This is a genomic window from Paenibacillus kribbensis (assembly GCF_001705305.1).
Lineage (GTDB): Bacteria > Bacillota > Bacilli > Paenibacillales > Paenibacillaceae > Paenibacillus > Paenibacillus kribbensis_B.
This window is the reverse complement of sequence record NZ_MCBP01000003.1, coordinates 272,598-290,959: the sequence shown is the minus strand read 5'-3', so window position 1 is coordinate 290,959 and position 18,362 is coordinate 272,598. Positions and strand designations below refer to the sequence as shown.

Below are 18,362 nucleotides of genomic sequence, written 5' to 3'. Positions count from 1 at the left end.
ATGATGGAGAAGAGCCATTTGGGCAGAGAACATTCATCCCGGTATCTATCGGGACCAGTCAGGTGTGTGGAAGGAGTCCAAATATGCAATACATTATTTATGATCTTGAATTTACCGTTAGCCGTAACGCCAGATATTCCTCTGAAATCATTGATATCGGTGCTGTCAAGGTCGTGCAGGGAGACGATGGTCTATACGTTGCAGATACGTTTCACAGTTTTGTAAGACCCTCAAATCGACCTGTACTGTCTACGGATACCGTTCAGTTCACGGGCATTACTCAACGAGATATTGATGCCGCCCCACTCTTTCCCGAAGCTGTGGAGCAATTTGTTGCCTGGCTCGGTACGGATTCACCCTATTTTTTGTGTGCATGGGGACCGGATGACCGTCAAAAGCTGGTATCCCATTGTCGTACCCATCATGTAGATCTTGGATGGATTCATAATACGAATGATATACAGAAGCAAATCTCCCGTCTGTTTGGCTCAGGCGGCAAATATCGTCAGTTGAGTCTGTCTCAGGCGTTGGAATTGTGCCACATTGACTTTGACGGTCAGCAGCACCGTGCACTGGATGATGCCATAAATACCGCTCAGGTTTTTATGCACCTTTTTGATCGTATTACGTTAGTAAATAACGCTGCTGACGATGAGGAAAACCGAGGCTCAAAGCTCGTATACTCCTCACCGGAGGAAGAACAGGAGCATTACAGTCCATTTGGCAATCTCGCCAACCTGTTCAAGGACCATTAAGCGGATAGCTCCCCGGCCTGTTCCGGGGGATCTCCCCCTGTTATTCTTAATTTCCTGCCTTTTTATCGAAATAAAATGTTCCCCAGGCCCGCAGCATTTCCTGCATTCGCTTGCGGTACCGCAAAGGCTCCAGAATCTCGGCCTCCGCTCCATACGAGGTGAGCCAATCCAGAAATTCACGGTCATGATTGACCGTCACCTCAAACAACAAGCTTCCATCCGGCAAATCCTTGAGCAAAGGCTTGATGAACAATTCCTCTTCCTTGACCCGATATACAGATTCGGCAGAAAATCGCACCACAAAGCGAATGTTTTGATTTCCTTTGGTAACCGACCAGGTCCCTTTAAAAAACGTTTCCATCTCTGTCGTATTTTTTTGAAACGTATACGGCAAAATTCTCATATTCCGAAAGCGGCTGATCCGAAAGGTTCTCATGGCGGATTGCTTGTGACAAAAACCAAGCATATAAAACCGCCGATCCTGCGGCACCAAACAATAAGGATCTACCTGAACTAATGACACATCTTCATTTTGAGGCGAGCTGTATTCCGCTTCAATGGTCTGCTGCGTAAGACTTGCCAAAACGATCAGCCTGAGCAGATAGGGCTGGTTTTCCCGATCAAGTGTCGAGCCGAGCCGGATGATATTTTTCATTTCCTGCGCGAAGCTCGTCTGGTCTATCTTTTTTTTCTGACTAGAGGCCATCACCTTCTCATAAGCACTTTCAAAAGCCGGCGGCAAAAGAGGCTTCACCGTTTCCATAATATCTCCCAGCTTGCCAAAAGCCTCTGCCTCTTCTTCCGTCCAATTCAGAGGATACAAAGCAAAATTGCTTATAAAAATGTACCCTTTGCCATGCCCCATATTCGAAATTGGAATATGCATAGCACTTAGCGCCTCCATATCTCGGTAGATGGTACGTTCTGATGTTTCACAACGTTCCGCAAGCTCTCTTGCCAATATCCCCGGATTGGCCTGAACAATAGTTATAATCCGCATTAAACGTATTAAACGATCAGTCAAGGAAGTCTCTCCTTTACAAAAAGATAGTAAATTAGACTCACTACGTTACACAAACAAACTAGCATAATTACCTATTCCAAAGTATTAGTTTCGTTAAACGAAACATTTTCTGCCGATATAGATTGATTAAATAGGTCTTTAGAACCACATGAAGCAAATGATACAAAAGTCTCATCCCATTTATTACGTATGGCTAGAAGTAATTCAGCTTCCTTCATGTAATCCATATCATCGGCTCTTGATGCACGTATTAGTAATTCGTCTGCTTGTCTGTTAAGAATAAACGCACCTCGCTCATGCTCACCTTTCTCGTACATACGCAATGCCTTTTTTACAGTCATAGACGTCTCATTCAGCTTTATGTATTTTTCCACCATTGGATGGGGTGGAACGCTCAGCAGACCCAGATGATGCGTGTAATTGATGTATATCTGGTCCGTCCGGATCAGCGTTCGCTTTTCCTGAGATGGCTTGCGCCAGCTCCACTCCATCAATCCAATGGTATGTCTTCCAGATGAGTGAGCCGGTATAGAGAACGTCAAAACAGCCTGTCTATATTTTCCCCGCCGTACATCTCCGCAGTGAATCAACATGCAATCTCCGTCTTCTGAGCGTTTGAAACCGAGTCTCACTCCTTCGACTTTTAGTAGACTTACCCCGTTTTCTGGAATGAACCGGAGTTGGAGGTCACATCCCACTGTTTTCGGTACTAGGTTCCCTTTTCTTTTACGGATAGCTCCATAGCCCCATTCTATCAGTAGATTTACTCGTTCGGCCCCACTCGCAGATATAGACTCTTTGTCCCATGTGTATGTTACATTAGCCATTGACTTTACCACTGGTAATTTCCCCCTAAAAGAACATGTAACTCTAAATTAACAGTGTTATCTGACACTATATTGTCAGGGAACGTACGTTTGCTTGTGAAAATTATACATGGTAATCTTTATGAAAGGGGACCTGCTTCGAAAAATAACAATTTAACCCATTAAAATTGCATAAAAACGCAAAAATAGCCCGACTTATGCCGGACTACATTATAGGCTGGTTCCATATTACAAACTTATGAATTTGGAGTTTCTGTTAATGAAACGTTCGTTTTTGTGCAAATGTCGGATATAGGTGCAAAAGTAGTGCTATCCACTATGAGTTCTTTCGATAATGGTTTTCCATTGACCGTGATTTTTAGAATTTTATAATCTTGCTCTCTCTTGTTCATCTTTCATTTCTCCTTCTATATCTTTCTTCCTATATTTTCAGTTCTGATATTCGTTTTAAGCGCGATCATTTATTGAAGGTTTCGGGTACACTCGGCGGGAAAAATGCTGGAATGCGGATGCTTCCTTGATATACCCGTTTTGAGGTACACTTAAACTTATATATCGACTTTTTATGAAAATCTTTTTCCCGTAATTATCGTCCGTTTATTCTAAAATCTGCATCCTAATCATTATATTGTACGTATCCATGAGATATGGGTAATGATGTGTACCATCTAACATCTTGGTGTATCAGAAGGGGGAACATCTCTTGGCACGACAAACTTGTCGCATTGCTTTCTACCGCCGTGTTGTCTATGCTGTTATAGCACTTCTGTTTATTTTTGGGGCAACTCATGTGCCCGGAGCATATGCTGCCTATTGGGACGATGTATATCAAGGCTTTGAGCAATTTTCCCGGCTGCCCGGCGATGTATATCAGCTCAAGGAAGGCTACCGACAGACTCAGGAAGAACTGCAAAAGGCCCGCAGCAGTATAGAGGCCTATCAAGAGCAAAATGCCCAACTGCTGGAGCAAAATCGCAAGCTGACCGACACGGTTACTGAGCTGAAAAATCTTCAAACCCAGCGCGATCAAGCTTCACACCGAAACAAAGTGCTTTTGATCACGGCTGTAATCCTGCTGGCTGGTTATTTTATAGGTATCCGCCTGTTGCGTTACGGGATGCGTCGACGTTCGGGAAGATACTAGATACTAGATGCTAACTGCCTGAAAGGAAGAAACGTCTGAATGGACATACAAGCAGGACAATACCATGATGAAAGCGTCGGTTCGGTTGTAACGCTCAATTTGGCGGAAGGGGAAAAGCTGCATGTTCTGCATCCGCAGCAAATTATCGCTTACCGTGGCCCCAGCTCAGGTCGCAGTGACAAGCTGATGAATATCAAAGGCATATACCGTAAGCACAAGCTGATTCAGGCCGATTTTACAGGGGCTTGTCGTCTGATTGCCGCACTTCCGCCCGGCTTTAGCCTCAAAATGATTGAGCTTGAAGGAGGCGATGATCTGCTATACGATTTTCGCAACCTGTTCTGGTACAGCTCTGGAATCCATATGCGTACCAAGCTGCTGAGCATGAAAAACATGCTGTTCAGCCGCGATGTTATTAAAATGAAATTTGACGGTGTGGGTCAAATTGGTCTTTTGACTCAGGGTTTGGTATGCCAGGAGCAGCTTCACCCGACAGAGCCGATATATGTCGATGCGAGCAGCGTCATCGCCTATCCCGAAAACGCCAAGCTGGAGCTGACCGTGTACGGCAACCATCTGGCCAGCCAGCATATGAACTATCATTTTAAAATGACTGGACAGGGTACCGTGCTTTTTCACGCCGGGGAGCATCATCGACGTCTCCAGCAGGACATGAACGACGATGGCGTGATCAAACGATTTTTAAGGGAAGTTATTCCCTTTGGCGGAGTGTTTATCAAATAGCCCTGCCATGCTATAATGGCAATGCTATCTGTATAGCAGCTGTCCACGTGGTCGGCATTATAATGAAGAAAATCCATGCATCATGCATGGGAGAGGTTCGCGAACTCCCTCTATAAAAAACTAACGATGCTTTGTCCTCCGTATGAAAAATGAACTCGCGGGGCAAGGCCTGTTTTTTGTTGAAGTCGGTTCAAGAACTCTCCTTCTTCCAAGTGACAAGACGCTGTGTCTTACACCATTCCAAGAAGATCGAGAGGTTTTTTTATGTTTGCAAACGAAAAAGCGGTCGTCGTATTCAGCGGCGGTCAAGACAGTACCACCTGTTTATTTTGGGCGAAAAAGCATTTTGCCGCAGTAGAAACCGTGACATTCGATTACGGTCAACGTCACAAGCAGGAAATCGAAGTAGCCGCAGGAATTGCTCACAAGCTGGGTGTTCCACAAACGGTGCTGGATATGAGCCTGCTCAATCAACTAGCCCCTAATGCCCTCACACGCACCGACATTGACATTACGCAAGAGGAAGGCGAACTGCCTAGTACATTCGTAGACGGTCGCAACCTGCTGTTCCTGAGCTTCGCGGCAGTGCTCGCCAAGCAAAAAGGAGCGCGCCACATCATTACTGGCGTTTGCGAGACGGATTTCAGTGGTTATCCTGATTGCCGGGATTCTTTTATCAAATCGCTGAACGTCACACTCAACCTTTCGATGGACTATCCCTTTGTGATTCATACTCCGCTCATGTGGTTGAATAAGGCTGAAACCTGGAAAATGGCCGATGAGCTGGAAGCTTTTGAATTTGTAAGAACCCGTACACTAACATGCTATAACGGCGTCATTGGCGATGGCTGTGGCGAATGCCCTGCCTGCAAGCTTCGCCGCGCCGGGCTGGAGCAGTATCTCGCGGTTCGCGGAACTTCGTCCCAAGGAGCTGAAGGCCATGCGTGAGCCGGGTACCTTTCATATTGTCGACAAGCTCCAGCAGTTCGGGACAGACATTGAACACGCTCAGCTGCGCTATCACCACAAACGCGTACTGGTCAGCAAACAATTTACGTTTGATGCAGCACATCATTTGCACTGCTATGAAGGCAAATGCAAAAATCTGCACGGACATACCTATATTGTCGTTTTTGGCATAAGCGGCATACCGGACGAGACGGGTCTGACGATGGATTTTGGCGATATCAAGACGATCTGGAAAGAACGAATCGAGCCATATCTGGATCACCGTTACCTGAATGAGACCCTGCCCCCGATGAATACCACTGCGGAAAATATGGTCGTCTGGATCTTTGAGCAAATGGAGTCCGCCCTGACCTCGGATGCATACCGTTCCCGTGTGGAGGGTGGACGTACCGAATTTGTGCGGCTGTTTGAGACACCTACCAGCTATGCCGAATTCCGACGGGAGTGGATGCTGGATGAATAATACGGTGACAGCTCACCAAACAACAACGCCCTCTCGTGTGACCCGAACAGCTCCCATCCCCGTACTGGAGGTGTTTGGTCCCACCGTTCAGGGCGAGGGTATGGTCATTGGGCGCAAAACGATGTTTGTTCGCACCGCAGGCTGCGATTACCATTGCTCATGGTGCGATTCCGCCTTTACCTGGGACGGCAGCGCCAAGGATCAAATCCGTCGTCTGAGTGCCGCTGACATTTGGCAGGAGCTGAAGGCCATCGGCGGCGAACGGTTTTCGCATGTGACCCTTTCGGGAGGCAACCCTGCCCTGCTGCCACAGCTCGGGGAGCTGGTCACCCTGCTGCGCAGTCAAGGCATTGCCACCGCTGTCGAAACCCAAGGCTCTCGTTGGCAGGATTGGCTGTACGATATCGACGAGGTAACCTTATCCCCCAAGCCACCCAGCTCCGGCATGACGACCAACTGGGATGTGCTGGATGATATCGTCGCCCGTCTGTCGAATCGGAAGAGGACTGATTGGAAGACGGTCGGAGAGTCCAGGTCCGCAACACACGTCTCAACCGCAGCATGCACAGAGGAAGCCGTTAATGAATCAGCGAAATTCTACCATGGAGCATGCAGCTTGAAGGTCGTCATATTCGATGATACAGATCTAGCATATGCACGCACCGTTCACGAGCGCTATCCACATGTACCACTGTTCCTCCAGACCGGTAACCCAGATGTGAACACCGAGAACACGGAACAGATTGCGGAATCCCTATTGCATCGTTATGAATGGCTTATCGACCGTGTCATGGACGATTCCCGGCTAAATGACGTAAGAATACTCCCGCAGCTCCACACCCTTGTATGGGGCAACAAACGCGGCGTATAACATTTACATGCAATATATTCCGTATGGGCTGTATGTGATACACAGACACGCCAAATTCGTCAAAGTACACCTCCGACATCTTATAAATCAAGAGAAACCCTCGTCCGTGAGGACGGGGTTTCTCACAAAATGACGCTCCTTAAATATAAGGAGCGAACACTATTCACTTCTGCCCCACCCCACATATAAACGAGTAGGGACTTTATGGTGTTGACGGCGGTCGGCAGCGGAGCGGAGGATTTGAAGCTGGAGAAGCGTTAGCGTTCGCCTTTGAAATGGGATTCTAACCTATACATCTTTCAACTATCAGAAAGAATCCCATTTCAACAGCGATCGGAAGCTCAAATCCTTCGCGGAGCGTCACCTAACCGAACCGAACCTTCACCACCATAACTCCCTACCCCTTTTACCAAACTAATCTTAAGGAGCCTAACCTAACATGACCGGAAGAAAACCCGAAGAAATGACCGACGTTACTCTGCTTGGCAATCAAGGCACTCAATACACCTTTGCTTATGATCCCGCAATTCTCGAAAGCTTTGATAATAAACACCCGTACCGCGATTATTTTGTAAAGTTCAATTGCCCGGAGTTCACCAGCCTGTGCCCGATTACAGGACAGCCTGATTTTGCAACCATCTACATCAGCTACATTCCTGATATTAAAATGGTAGAAAGTAAATCCCTCAAGCTGTACCTGTTCAGCTTCCGCAACCACGGCGATTTCCATGAGGACTGCGTCAACATCATCATGAATGACCTGATCAAGCTGATGGACCCGCGTTATATCGAAGTGTGGGGCAAGTTCACGCCGCGCGGCGGCATCTCCATAGACCCATATACCAACTACGGCAAACCAGGAACCAAATATGAGCAAATGGCCGAACATCGCATGATGAATCATGATATGTACCCGGAGACGGTGGACAACCGTTAAGCTCATTGCTCTCCTGACATAGCATAAAAATACCAAGGGGCTGTCCTGTAAAAGTCTTAAAATGACTCAGGGACAGCCCCTTGGTATTTACGAAGAGAGGGATGGGCTTCAGAGCATGAACTCAAGATGCCGGTCGTGCTTGTGGCGTTTACACACTCAGATCAAATTTTGATTTTTTGTATTCATAAGGTGTTTTACCCATAACTTCCTTAAAAGCTTTTCTAAAAGATTTCTCGTTGGGAAACCCGGCCTCGTAAGAAATTTCTGTAAGTGACTTATTGGTTGATTCCAATAAATCGATAGCCTTTTCCAAACAAAGAATTTGCTTGTACTCCGTAAACGTCTGACCTGTATATTCATGAAACATTCTCGACAAATAGGCCTCCGAATAACCGCAAATTCGAGCTGTTTTCGCCAAGCTAATATTTTCAGTATAATGCTCTTTCATAAAATCCATGATTGTCTTGATCTTTCGCTGCTTTTCACTAAATACCTTCGGCGGGATGTCTGTTACCTGACTAAAATGATTAACGAGCAAATACTTAAGTTCAATAATTCGGCTTTGCTCTAAAATGTAGTCGTATTTGCCTTTGGAGATATGTAGCTCATATATATCCATAAACAACCCTCTTAGTTTAGAGAGGATAGGTTCTTCAACTTGTTTCTCTTGCGTGTTTAATTGAATGATTACTTGTTCATTGGCAAAAAAAGTGTCTGGAAATTGCAGCACAACGACTTGGTTCTCCGTAATGCTCTGTGTGGAATGCGGCACATTGCTATTAATGAACAGTGCATCCTTTTCCATCAAAATGGTTATTTTCCCTTCATGCCACACCTTGAGACTTCCACTTGTGCAGTAAATTAATTCCATATTGCTGTGAAAATGCATGGGGATGACTCTTTCCGTATCTGTCGATTGAAACATAAAGAGGTTAATCATTTTTCTTCTGTCTATTTCAATATGCTCATATATTTTTTTCATACGACACCTCATCAACCAGCTATGAGTAATCAACAGTACCTTATATTGAGTCACATACTCTAATACTCATACTATACCGATAGTAAAATGCCCAGACAAGCTGAAATCTATTCAGCAACTAAGACAAAAAAAGGCAGTTCCTCTCGCAAACGGAGTAATGAACAGCCTTTCCTTGCCTGCTTGCAGCTCTGCAGGTGAATCATTAAACAGAAGCTGCACTCCGCTCTTATGCTGTACGTTCCTGCAGCTGATATAGCTTAATTTCTCCTTCATTGTCTCCTGCCTCAAGCAGCATACTGCGTTGTTCCGTATCTTCCAGGAAATAACGCAGAGAAAACACTTCCTCGCCTTCGTTCACAAATATCTCCAGGCTTGAGCTTTCAATGAATATTTGCATGTCTGCAAGTCTATTCGTTAATGTTGCTTTTCTGTACTCCCTCTGGTTCGTCAACCAGTTTGTTCTCCAGACTGTCAGACTGTTTTGTTCCCAATCATAGTCAATCTGAACAGCTTCTCTTATTATCATTTTGAAACTTTCTGTAAGCATCGAAAAATGAACAATGAATTCCACTTGCAAAGAAGGCAGCAGCCACCCACCACTTTGAATGTTCCCCTTATAATGCGCTCCATCCAGTCTTAACAATTGTAATTCCGGCAATGGTTTCTGGTACAACACACCGTTAATCAGCACTATTTCTCTAGGGAGAGTCAATGCATGAATCCAGCCTTCCTGAATGGTCGGAACAGCCCTTTCCGTTTCTTCATTCATGGCGCTCATCCATCCGAACATAATGGTTCTATCATTCACCCTAAACGATTGTGGCGCATAAAAATCAAATCCTCGATCAAGCTCTTTAAAATCGGATAGGCTTCCGCTGAATTTCCCTGTCTCCAATAATTTCCCAACAATATATCCCGATTGATTAGGATTTTTATAATATTCGCCTACCTCCGGTAAACCCTGAGGCGAGAAAACAAAAATGTCATTTTCCGCAAAATTCAGTACATCCGGGCATTCCCACATATATCCGAACTTATTGTCATGCTCAAAAAATGATCCCTGGCATTCCCAATTGGACAAATCTGTAGATTTGTAGATAAGCGTATCTCCAGTCAAATCTTCTCTTTGAGCTCCAACGATCAGCCACCAATCCCCGTTATGGTCTCTCCATACTTTCGGATCTCGAACATGTCTGGTATAACCTTCGGGATGTTCAAACAAAGGGCCGATTTTTTGAAAATGCTCGCCATCCTCCGAAATGGCTGCGCATTGATAGCTTTCTTTTACTCCATCATCCCTGATTACATTTCCTGTGTAAAACAGATACAGCTTGTCATTATGAACGATGGCCCCGCCGGAATAAATGCCATCCTTGTCATACCATTCCGAAGGCTCCAGTGCGACACTTTTCCTTTGCCAATGCACCAGATCGCTGGAAACAACATGGCCCCAGCATTTATGTTTATGTTCGGTTCCTTTTGGATTCCACTGATAGAACACATGATATTGATGATTGAAAAAGGCAAGTCCATTAGGATCATTTAATAGCCCGTAAGGAGGGGTAATATGATATTTAAGGTTATAAGCGTCACTTTTATTCATGTTTATCCTCCGGTAAAAAAATAAAACTAATGCTCAGCAAAATTTCCTGTGAGCTTGAACCGATATAAACCTCAAATTCGCCAGGCTCACTCTTGTATTCCATTTCACGTCCATAAAATTTAAGCATGTCTTCATGAATTGAAAATTCCACAATTTTGGTCTCGCCACTTTGTAAAAAAACCTTTTTAAAGTCTTTTAATTCTTTAACTGGCCTTGCAACACTTGCAAATTTATCGCGAATATATAATTGGATCGTTTCTTTCCCATCATAGGTTCCAGTGTTGGATACAGATATACGGATATCCACTGACTCATTTGTTTTCATTTCTTTTTGACTGACGGTTAATAGACTGTATTCAAAGGAGGTATAGGATTTGCCATAGCCAAACGGATACAACGGTTCGTTCACTTCATCTATATATCGGGACGCAAATCGATAAGAGCCATTTTCCTTTAGATCCGGTCTGCCTGTGTTCAACTCATTGTAGTACACCGGAATTTGCCCAACGCTTCGTGGAAAGGTCATCGTTAATTTCCCTGACGGATTTACTTTCCCATACAATATATTGGCCAGCGCTTCTCCGCCCATCGTTCCCGGATACCAGGCTTGAACAATGGCATCAACTTTTCCAGCAACATCGGTAAGGATCAAAGGTCTTCCACTATATACGATTAGAATAATCTTTTTGCCCAATACACTTAATTCATGGAGCAGTTTCAATTGCGGCTCCGGAAGCATCGGGTTCGTTCGCGATCCCCCTTCTCCGCTCTGATATATACTTTCTCCCAAGGCAAGAATAATGATATCCGCTTCGTTAGCATTCCGGATCGCTTCGTGCAGCAGAACTTCCTCTTCGACCGTTTCAGCAGCCAGCTTGTCTGCATATTTGCCGAGGGCTTCCCTCGCATGAAGGGGCAGCATATATGCCCCTCTGCATACCGTGAGATTGTCGGGATCAACATGCTTTAACAGCCCTGTTTTCAAATTAACGGTATCCGCCTCATCCCCCTTAATGGCCCACATACCCAGGGTGGAGTTTTCTTCTGCATAAGGACCGATTAAGGCTACCTTGGTATGTTTCGACAATGGCAGCAGTTCATGTTCATTTTTCAGCAGAACAACGGATTCTTCTGCCAAGGACAGTGCTGCTTTTTTATGCTCATCTGACAAAATGCTGCTTGTTGAAAGCTTAACGATTTCCTGTAATCCGCGGAACGGGTCCTCAAACAGCCCCAAATCATTTTTCAGCTTTAAGACACGGTATACAGCTTCATTCAGAAGCTCCAGCATATGGTCGTTACCAGATATTACATTCTTCAATTGATTAGCGTAGACTGCCGTCTTCATATCCACATCCACACCCGCCAGCAGTGCCAGCCTTGCGGCGGAAGCCTCGTCTTCGGCATAACCATGCATGATTAACTCTTCTATAGCGGCGTAATCCGAGATCAACACACCGTCAAAATTCATTTCCTGTCTTAGCACATCTCGGTTAAGCCATTCGTTTCCAGTCGCTGGGATACCATTCAAGGTATTAAAAGCCGTCATGACGAGCTTTGCACCCGCTTCTATTGCAGCTTGATACCCCGGTAAATAATATTCCCGCAATGCATGCTCCGACATATCCACGGCATTGTATTCACGTCCGGCGACAGGCGCTCCATAAGCGGCAAAATGCTTAACGCAAGCGGCAATTTTATTGGCCGGCACGACTGTACTTTCCAAATTCCTTCCCTGGATTCCCAGAACCACGCTTTGCGCATATTTCCTCGCCAGCAATGTATCTTCTCCAGGGGATTCCATCACCCGCCCCCAACGGGGATCTCTAACGATATCTACCATGGGGGAAAAGGTCACGTGAACACCTTCCTCGTAGCATTCCCGAGCAGCAACCGACGCCGCATGTTCTATCCCCTCATAGTTCCAACTGCAAGCTTGTGCAATCGGAATCGGGAAGATGGTTCGATATCCGTAGATAATATCTGCCATGAACAGCAGTGGAATTTTATGAACCGATTTTTCCAAATAGTCCGTTTGCAGGCGGATAATTTTTTCCGGATTGGTAATGTTCAGTATAGATCCAGTATTATAAACATTGTAACTGGTGCTTAACCCTAATTTTTTGAGAGGACCCGTCACAACCGTATCCATATCGCCTTCAAAAAAATCACCGGTCAGTTGGATGAGTTGGCCAATCTTTTCTTCTATTGAAAGGCTATTCAATTTATCAAGCAGTGTTTTGTTGTCCATGATTCTCTCCACCAAATTTTATTTGTTCTCTATTTTTTCTTTAAACCCAAAGATCCACGTCAGTGCAAATGCTACACCAAAACCGATTAGACAAACTAAAATATACAGAAAAATCTGATTATTCAGATACAATAACAATCCAGGGATGGCTGTAATCGACATGCCCGTTGCTTGAACATTAAAGATACGTGCGAAAAATCCGCCAACCGCTCCTCCAATCAAGGCCATCAAAAATGGTTTGCCATATCGAATGTTCACCCCGAAGATAGCCGGTTCCGTAATGCCCAACAATGCAGACAAGGCAGAAGGGTAGGCAATAGATTTGGTTTTTAACCTTCTCGATTTTAGGCCGACGGCCAACGCCGCACCCGCTTGTGCACAAATCGACGCCGAACTGATCGGGTTGACCATATTCCAGCCGCTATCCACCAGCATCTGTATTTCTATCAGGTTCAAAGCATGGTGCAGCCCGGTAACGACAATAATCTGATTAATGCCACCATAAATAAACCCGCCAATGCCAAACGGCAATTTTAAAATAGCTGTAACTGCCGCTAATATTAAAACCTCAACCTCATGGAAGATGGGACCAATCACGAACAAGCCCAGTACCAGTGTGAGCAACAATGTCAGAAACGGTGTCAGAATCAAGTCCAATGCTTCGGGAACGGATTTCCTGATTCTCTTCTCCAGCATCGCCCCGACGATCCCTATAATGAACGCCGGCAGAACCGAGCCCTGATAGCCTGCAATTTTAATGAATCCCAAAAATAAAAGGGGCTCCTTAACATGTTGAGCGACATCCCAGGATGTAGGCAAGGAAGGACTTACCAGCATTAATCCGAGCAATATCCCCAAGATAGGCGACCCGCCGAACACTCTGAACGCTGACCAGCACACCAGCACGGGTAAAAAGGCAAAAGCGGTATCGGTCAGTATTTGCGTAAATAATATAAAATTCGCAGAAATCTGATCCGGTGTAAGCCCAAATAGCTGAAGCAATGCAGGCTGAGTTACCAAGCCCCTAACTCCCATAAACAATCCTGTAGCTACCAATGCAGGTATAATAGGAACGAATACATCCCCGAAAACCCGGATCATTCTTTTGAAAAAGTTGTCATCTTGCGCTGAGGCCTTCTCTTTCAGCTCTGCCTTTGATGTAGCGGATACGTTCTGGCCGACCATCGCTTCGTATACTTTATTTACGGTACCGGTTCCAAAAATAATTTGATATTGCCCGGATGTAAAGAAAACCCCCTTAGCCTTATCAATATTCTCAATAAATTCATCATCAATAATGTCCCTGTCTTTTACAATCAGTCTCAGCCGTGTGGCACAATGTGCCATGGAAATAATATTGTCTTCTCCGCCAAGCCCTTTAATTACATCTTGGGCTATTTTAACGTATTCTTTTTCAAGACTCATCAGTCTCTTCCTTTCCTCTGTTCCTCTTAGTTAGTCTAAACCATTAAAACTTTGACCAATTTGCTCCTTAAGAATATCATGACTACGCTTTCAAACAGCGCGATTATTTTACTACATTAAGGTCAAATTTTGACCTTTTTATACCCTTGGCTATAAATAATTCCGAGAAATGGGCTCAAGTACTGGAGCCTGTCTTTATTCGCTTCTGGAAACCAGCCCCCATCATTAAACAGCAAAATGCACCTCCAGAATGGGCACCGGATAACCTCATGGTTGATCCGGTGTATTCTAAAGGTGCATTTTTTAATCGTTCCGTTTGGTTATTTTGTAACTTTTAACTGAACGCTGTCCGCTTTATAGATAACCCTTACTTTATAGTGGCTTGGCAAACCTGACGTTTCAACGGAAGAAAATGCTCCATTTCGTTTACCATAAGTCAAGATCGTGGCACCGTTAGCCGGTACATATTTGTTTGAAAAATTCAGACGCAATTTTCCGTTGAGTACGGCTGTTCCCTTCGTTTTGAGCACGTCATTTTTACTGTCCAGATGAAGTTCAAGTGTTCCCTTGGCAGTTTGCTTGTAATTACCGCCGATCACCAGCTTACCAGAAGTATTGGTACGGAGGGTTCCTCCATTATTCGTAACATCACCACTTCCGAAGGCCGTCTCCGAGTTCCCCTCCAGAATGCCTTGCTCGAGCTGTGTACCACCGGAATACGTATTGTTGCCCATTAGCTTCAGCGTACCTGTTCCCTTTTTAGTCAGCTTGCCAACGCCGGAGATATTGTTGCGCCAGCGATCCAATGCATTGAAGCCGCCTTTGGAGGAATCCATAGTCACAGTAACATGATTGGCAAAGGCTCCATAACCGTCCGCGGCGGAAAACAGGTTGAGTCGTCCCCATCCTTCGGCATCGTCAAGCACGGGATAACCGGATGGAAGACCTGTCGTAGCCAAAACCCAGCGGCGTTGTGTGCTGTCAAGGTAAGGCAGACGTGTTTCCAGCAGCACCTCGGCTCCCTTAGGTACCGTCATTGGCGTAGTCGTCGGATTAATCTGGCTAAATCCGTAGGTCAATCGTTGGGTATAGTCTTTTTTATTGGCAGCGTAATTGCTGAACCGATCCGAGGCTGTCCCCTTTTGCGTTAACAATTTACTGTGTGCATCCTGATAAGCTGCTTTCTTCAAACTGCTATTGGCCGGATCAGACAGGATGGCAGCCGCCGTCGCCGTTGCCATGACGCGCCCTCCCATAACATCAAGCGGGGAGTGCATACCAGCAACAATACGATTGTTGCCCAGCTCCGAAGCTCGGGTAAGCAGTTCCTGGTAACGCTCTGGTGCGGCATAAGCCATCGCAATAGCAGTCAGATAGGCGGCATTGGTATGACCGCTCGGGAAGCCGCCATCCTTGCTCGGATCAGAATTTTGCGCGGGCAGCAGAGTCGGAACTACGACTGAATTGTCACTCCAGCGAAACGGACGAGGGTAGCTAAAGTAAGCCTTGGCCGAGCTCGTCGAAGAGTAATCACCACGCAGGGTATTGACCAATTTCACGATATTGCCAAGACTGGAGCTTGTACTCCCTGCATTGGTTCCTTCATCTTCATATTTTTTAGTCAGGGCATCTGCCGGAACGTCGTTGATTGTTGTAGTTGCCCCTGCATTCTTTCGATATACATCGGTAAGCGAACCCAGACCGTCAATCACACTGTAGCTCTGATTTCTGCGATCATCCAAATAAGCCGCATCGGCCTCACTGGAAGTGCGGCGGGCTGCTATATCAATCACTTTTTGAATATTGGCATCCAGCACGCTGCTATTTAGCTTGGTACCCGTATCCCAGGTTGCGCCAGGAGTCCAAAGCTTGGTAAATCCAGAAAGCAATCCGAGGGTCGGATTAGAGCTTTCTGTCTTATTTGCAGAGGTATTATTTTTATAGTGGTCTACAAAATATCCTCCGGACGGCTCGGATGGAGATACCGTTGTTGGTAGAGTTGCCGCACTCGCATAGCTTCCTCCCAGGGAACCTAGAAGTAATGGTACAGATAATAAAGCAGCAGATAATGGCTTTCTTAGCAATTTCATTGTGTAATCATATCCTCTCTTATGCTCTTCATACTTGCTTTGTGTTCATCCACACAACAGGTTGTACGGCATAAAAATCATAGCTTGCATTTGTTAAATAAAGAGCATGGTTTTGTTAAAACAAAAAAAGGCATCTCATAAGCCGCTTATGCGGCTCTTGAGACACCCTCGTTCAAGCTATTATGGAAACGTCATTAACCTTACAGCCATACCTCTATAACTTTGCCATTTACGAAACCCACCGCTTTGAAATAAAGACTGCGGTTGCCGTATACCCAGGCTTCGACTTGGGTTCCGTTTGAAGCAGTTCCCTTTTCTCTGACTGTTGGGTTTCCCCATGCGAACTGCACTTGCGTCGTATTCATGCCCAAGCTGACTTCATTATTTTTAATCTTGTTCCAAATGGCTTGAGACCATTGATATTTCTTGTAGGGATCGTAAGTCAGGAATTGATCGGAATCGGACAGCATTTGTGGGATGCGTGAAGCTCCAATCATGGAAAACGTGTTATAAGTTACGCCATTGGCACCCTGAAAAATAACTTCATACGATTTAACACCATTCGGGTCCGTGCTGACCTCGATATCTTTAACAGTTACTTTGCCAAAACGCTCTCCAGCGCTATAGAAGTTATTGACCCAATAGGTTTTGCCAATGAGTTTGGACAGGCTACCCAGATCCATGGCCTTGATAATTTTTGTCGTTTCTGGCGTCTCGATCACAAGCTTGGTAGCACCCACAGATAATTCCCCCTGCTGCCGATCACGATTCCACTTGAATCCACCCAGCTTCAGATCGGTCAGCAGTGTTCCCGGGAACACCACCTGCCCATTGACCGTTTGAACCTTGCCTTTGAGCGCAACAGATTTTCCATTCACCATCGCAGAGGAACTCCCTTTTTGGAGTACGATATTATTATTCCCCAGCTTGATCGTAAAAGTTTGGTTGGTCACCGTAACCGATCCGCCCAGCATCTTGAACACAGACTGCACAGGCAAATACACACTGCCGTTCAGCATAGCCGCCCCAGTCAATGTTTGATCAGACGCTATTTTCAAGGTAAAAGATGATGGTAACCCTTCGGTCCGCAGAGATACGGCTGTGCTGCCAATGCCCCGTACTTTGAGTTTGCCTGAGCCATCCTGCTGTAGCTCGGCAACCTGAGGCTTCTCTACTTCGATTTCACTGGCTTCGGGATGCCGTGTGAGCCGATAGCCATTGGAATACGTCTCCTGTACATTCAATTGAATACTGTCACCGATCGCACCCTCTTTGGAGGTCGTCAACAGAGTCATCCCTGTTAATGTAGGTAAACTTAAAGGAGTCGTGATACCGTCCTTATAGCCGACCCATGTACCATCCTTTAATTGTGCAAAAAGCTCATCAGGCGAATCAACCAGCCGCACAACATCAGACAATCCGCTAAGCTGCACCGCCGGATACTTTTTCAGCCGATCATAGCTCCACACCGTCCCGTCCTGATGTACGGTAATCAAGACATGTGTGCCTTTTTTCCATAATATCGAGGAAATATCACTTCCCACTTCACGCGGCGGTTCATTCGTCAGCATATCCAGCATCGTGACATGACCATCCGCCTTGAGCACCGCAGCATACGCTGTACTCATTTTGATATCGAGCGCATGGTCTACATGTCCTATCTTGCGCGGCTTGGACCCTGTGTAACCTGTGGAATACCATACATCACCGGATCGAGTAAGAACGGTAAAGTAGGTACTCACCTTATCGCCGTCGATGGCATCAGATATTCCCTCGATCTTTGTTCTTCCCCAAGAGACCGTCCCATCGTTTTTAATAGCCAAGCCCTCTCCGGTAATCTCTTTAACTCCTGAGGATTGAGACGCTACTGTTGCATGGTCGGAAATATTATCCCAATTAGCTACCCTTCCGTCCTGAGTCCAGCCGTAATAGTCTACACTTTCATCCTTGCTGCCTATAATTCCCTTCAAATTCAATTTTTCAATCACTGGGCCATCTATACTCTTTCTCCATAAAGAACCGTCATCCAGTAGGTAGTTATCCCGGTCGACCACATCAATGATTTTAGCTGTTTTCCAAGAATTGTTCGTGATTACATCCGTCGCTGTCTCTGCCGCTACCGCTTTTGATCCGTTGTTTAATGTAGTGCCTGCTATCGTTCCACAGACCATCGCTGCGGCTAGTGCAATTATCCCTGTTTTTCTCATGCTAGCTCCCCTTTTCTTTCTCTATTCCATTTATATCGGTTTCAAAAATGATAAACATTTGGATTTCCAT

At 45.5% G+C, this 18,362-nt stretch carries 16 protein-coding genes and 1 riboswitch; of the genes, 7 read left to right on the top strand and 9 right to left on the bottom strand.

The window, feature by feature from the left end:
• Window positions 1-83: 83 nt before the first annotated feature.
• On the top strand, window positions 84-755 hold the full coding sequence (locus BAZ21_RS07245) for a 3'-5' exonuclease (RefSeq protein WP_068498532.1): 672 nt from the start codon (window positions 84-86) through the stop codon (window positions 753-755).
• 46 nt (window positions 756-801) lie between these two features.
• Here BAZ21_RS07245 and BAZ21_RS07240 read toward each other — a convergent pair whose 3' ends face one another.
• The 3 genes from BAZ21_RS07240 to BAZ21_RS28890 all read right to left on the bottom strand — a co-directional run bounded on the left by BAZ21_RS07240 (window position 802) and on the right by BAZ21_RS28890 (window position 2,998).
• Window positions 802-1,779, bottom strand: a complete 978-nt coding sequence (locus BAZ21_RS07240) for a helix-turn-helix transcriptional regulator (protein WP_068498530.1) — start codon at window positions 1,777-1,779, stop codon at window positions 802-804.
• A gap of 71 nt (window positions 1,780-1,850) precedes the next feature.
• Window positions 1,851-2,618, bottom strand: a complete 768-nt coding sequence (locus BAZ21_RS07235; protein ID WP_068498528.1) for a hypothetical protein — start codon at window positions 2,616-2,618, stop codon at window positions 1,851-1,853.
• 224 nt (window positions 2,619-2,842) lie between these two features.
• Window positions 2,843-2,998, bottom strand: coding sequence for a hypothetical protein (locus BAZ21_RS28890; protein WP_176718115.1), 156 nt, complete (start codon window positions 2,996-2,998; stop codon window positions 2,843-2,845).
• A 311-nt stretch (window positions 2,999-3,309) separates the two neighbouring features.
• On the opposite strand from BAZ21_RS28890, the gene BAZ21_RS07230 reads away from it, so the two are divergent.
• From BAZ21_RS07230 to queF, 6 genes are all read left to right on the top strand, one after another.
• A complete protein-coding gene (locus BAZ21_RS07230; RefSeq protein WP_068498527.1) occupies window positions 3,310-3,750 on the top strand; it encodes a hypothetical protein in 441 nt (146 codons plus the stop codon).
• Between the two features lie 39 nt (window positions 3,751-3,789).
• On the top strand, window positions 3,790-4,494 hold the full coding sequence (locus BAZ21_RS07225) for an AIM24 family protein (protein ID WP_068498525.1): 705 nt from the start codon (window positions 3,790-3,792) through the stop codon (window positions 4,492-4,494).
• An 86-nt stretch (window positions 4,495-4,580) separates the two neighbouring features.
• A riboswitch (PreQ1 riboswitch) is annotated at window positions 4,581-4,624 on the top strand.
• 134 nt (window positions 4,625-4,758) lie between these two features.
• The gene (gene queC / locus BAZ21_RS07220; protein WP_068498524.1) at window positions 4,759-5,442 is read left to right on the top strand and encodes a 7-cyano-7-deazaguanine synthase QueC; all 684 of its coding nucleotides are present in this window, start codon (window positions 4,759-4,761) and stop codon (window positions 5,440-5,442) included.
• A complete protein-coding gene (queD, locus tag BAZ21_RS07215) occupies window positions 5,435-5,926 on the top strand; it encodes a 6-carboxytetrahydropterin synthase QueD (protein WP_068498521.1) in 492 nt (163 codons plus the stop codon). Before queC ends, queD begins: the two co-directional genes overlap by 8 nt.
• Window positions 5,919-6,797 carry a 7-carboxy-7-deazaguanine synthase QueE gene (gene queE, locus BAZ21_RS07210; RefSeq protein WP_068498519.1) on the top strand — a complete coding sequence of 293 codons (879 nt, stop codon included), beginning with the start codon at window positions 5,919-5,921 and terminating at the stop codon, window positions 6,795-6,797. Before queD ends, queE begins: the two co-directional genes overlap by 8 nt.
• A 439-nt stretch (window positions 6,798-7,236) precedes the next feature.
• Window positions 7,237-7,734 carry a preQ(1) synthase gene (queF, locus tag BAZ21_RS07205; RefSeq protein WP_007429143.1) on the top strand — a complete coding sequence of 166 codons (498 nt, stop codon included), beginning with the start codon at window positions 7,237-7,239 and terminating at the stop codon, window positions 7,732-7,734.
• 148 nt (window positions 7,735-7,882) lie between these two features.
• Here the strand turns inward: queF and BAZ21_RS07200 are convergent, their stop codons facing one another.
• From BAZ21_RS07200 to BAZ21_RS07175, 6 genes are all read right to left on the bottom strand, one after another.
• Entirely contained in the window at window positions 7,883-8,716 is an 834-nt protein-coding gene (locus BAZ21_RS07200; RefSeq protein ID WP_068498517.1) for a helix-turn-helix domain-containing protein, read from the bottom strand.
• Between the two features lie 226 nt (window positions 8,717-8,942).
• On the bottom strand, window positions 8,943-10,319 hold the full coding sequence (locus tag BAZ21_RS07195; protein ID WP_068498515.1) for a glycoside hydrolase family 32 protein: 1,377 nt from the start codon (window positions 10,317-10,319) through the stop codon (window positions 8,943-8,945).
• Window positions 10,312-12,570 carry a beta-glucosidase BglX gene (bglX, locus tag BAZ21_RS07190; protein ID WP_068498513.1) on the bottom strand — a complete coding sequence of 753 codons (2,259 nt, stop codon included), beginning with the start codon at window positions 12,568-12,570 and terminating at the stop codon, window positions 10,312-10,314. The genes BAZ21_RS07195 and bglX overlap by 8 nt, the downstream gene beginning before the upstream one ends.
• Window positions 12,571-12,588: 18 nt before the next feature.
• Window positions 12,589-13,995 carry a sucrose-specific PTS transporter subunit IIBC gene (locus BAZ21_RS07185; RefSeq protein WP_068498512.1) on the bottom strand — a complete coding sequence of 469 codons (1,407 nt, stop codon included), beginning with the start codon at window positions 13,993-13,995 and terminating at the stop codon, window positions 12,589-12,591.
• A 320-nt stretch (window positions 13,996-14,315) separates the two neighbouring features.
• The gene (locus BAZ21_RS07180; RefSeq protein ID WP_068498510.1) at window positions 14,316-16,085 is read right to left on the bottom strand and encodes an acid phosphatase; all 1,770 of its coding nucleotides are present in this window, start codon (window positions 16,083-16,085) and stop codon (window positions 14,316-14,318) included.
• A gap of 200 nt (window positions 16,086-16,285) precedes the next feature.
• Window positions 16,286-18,292: a stalk domain-containing protein gene (locus BAZ21_RS07175; protein ID WP_068498508.1), complete on the bottom strand. Its 2,007-nt coding sequence runs from the start codon at window positions 18,290-18,292 to the stop codon at window positions 16,286-16,288.
• Between the last annotated feature and the right edge of the window lie 70 nt (window positions 18,293-18,362).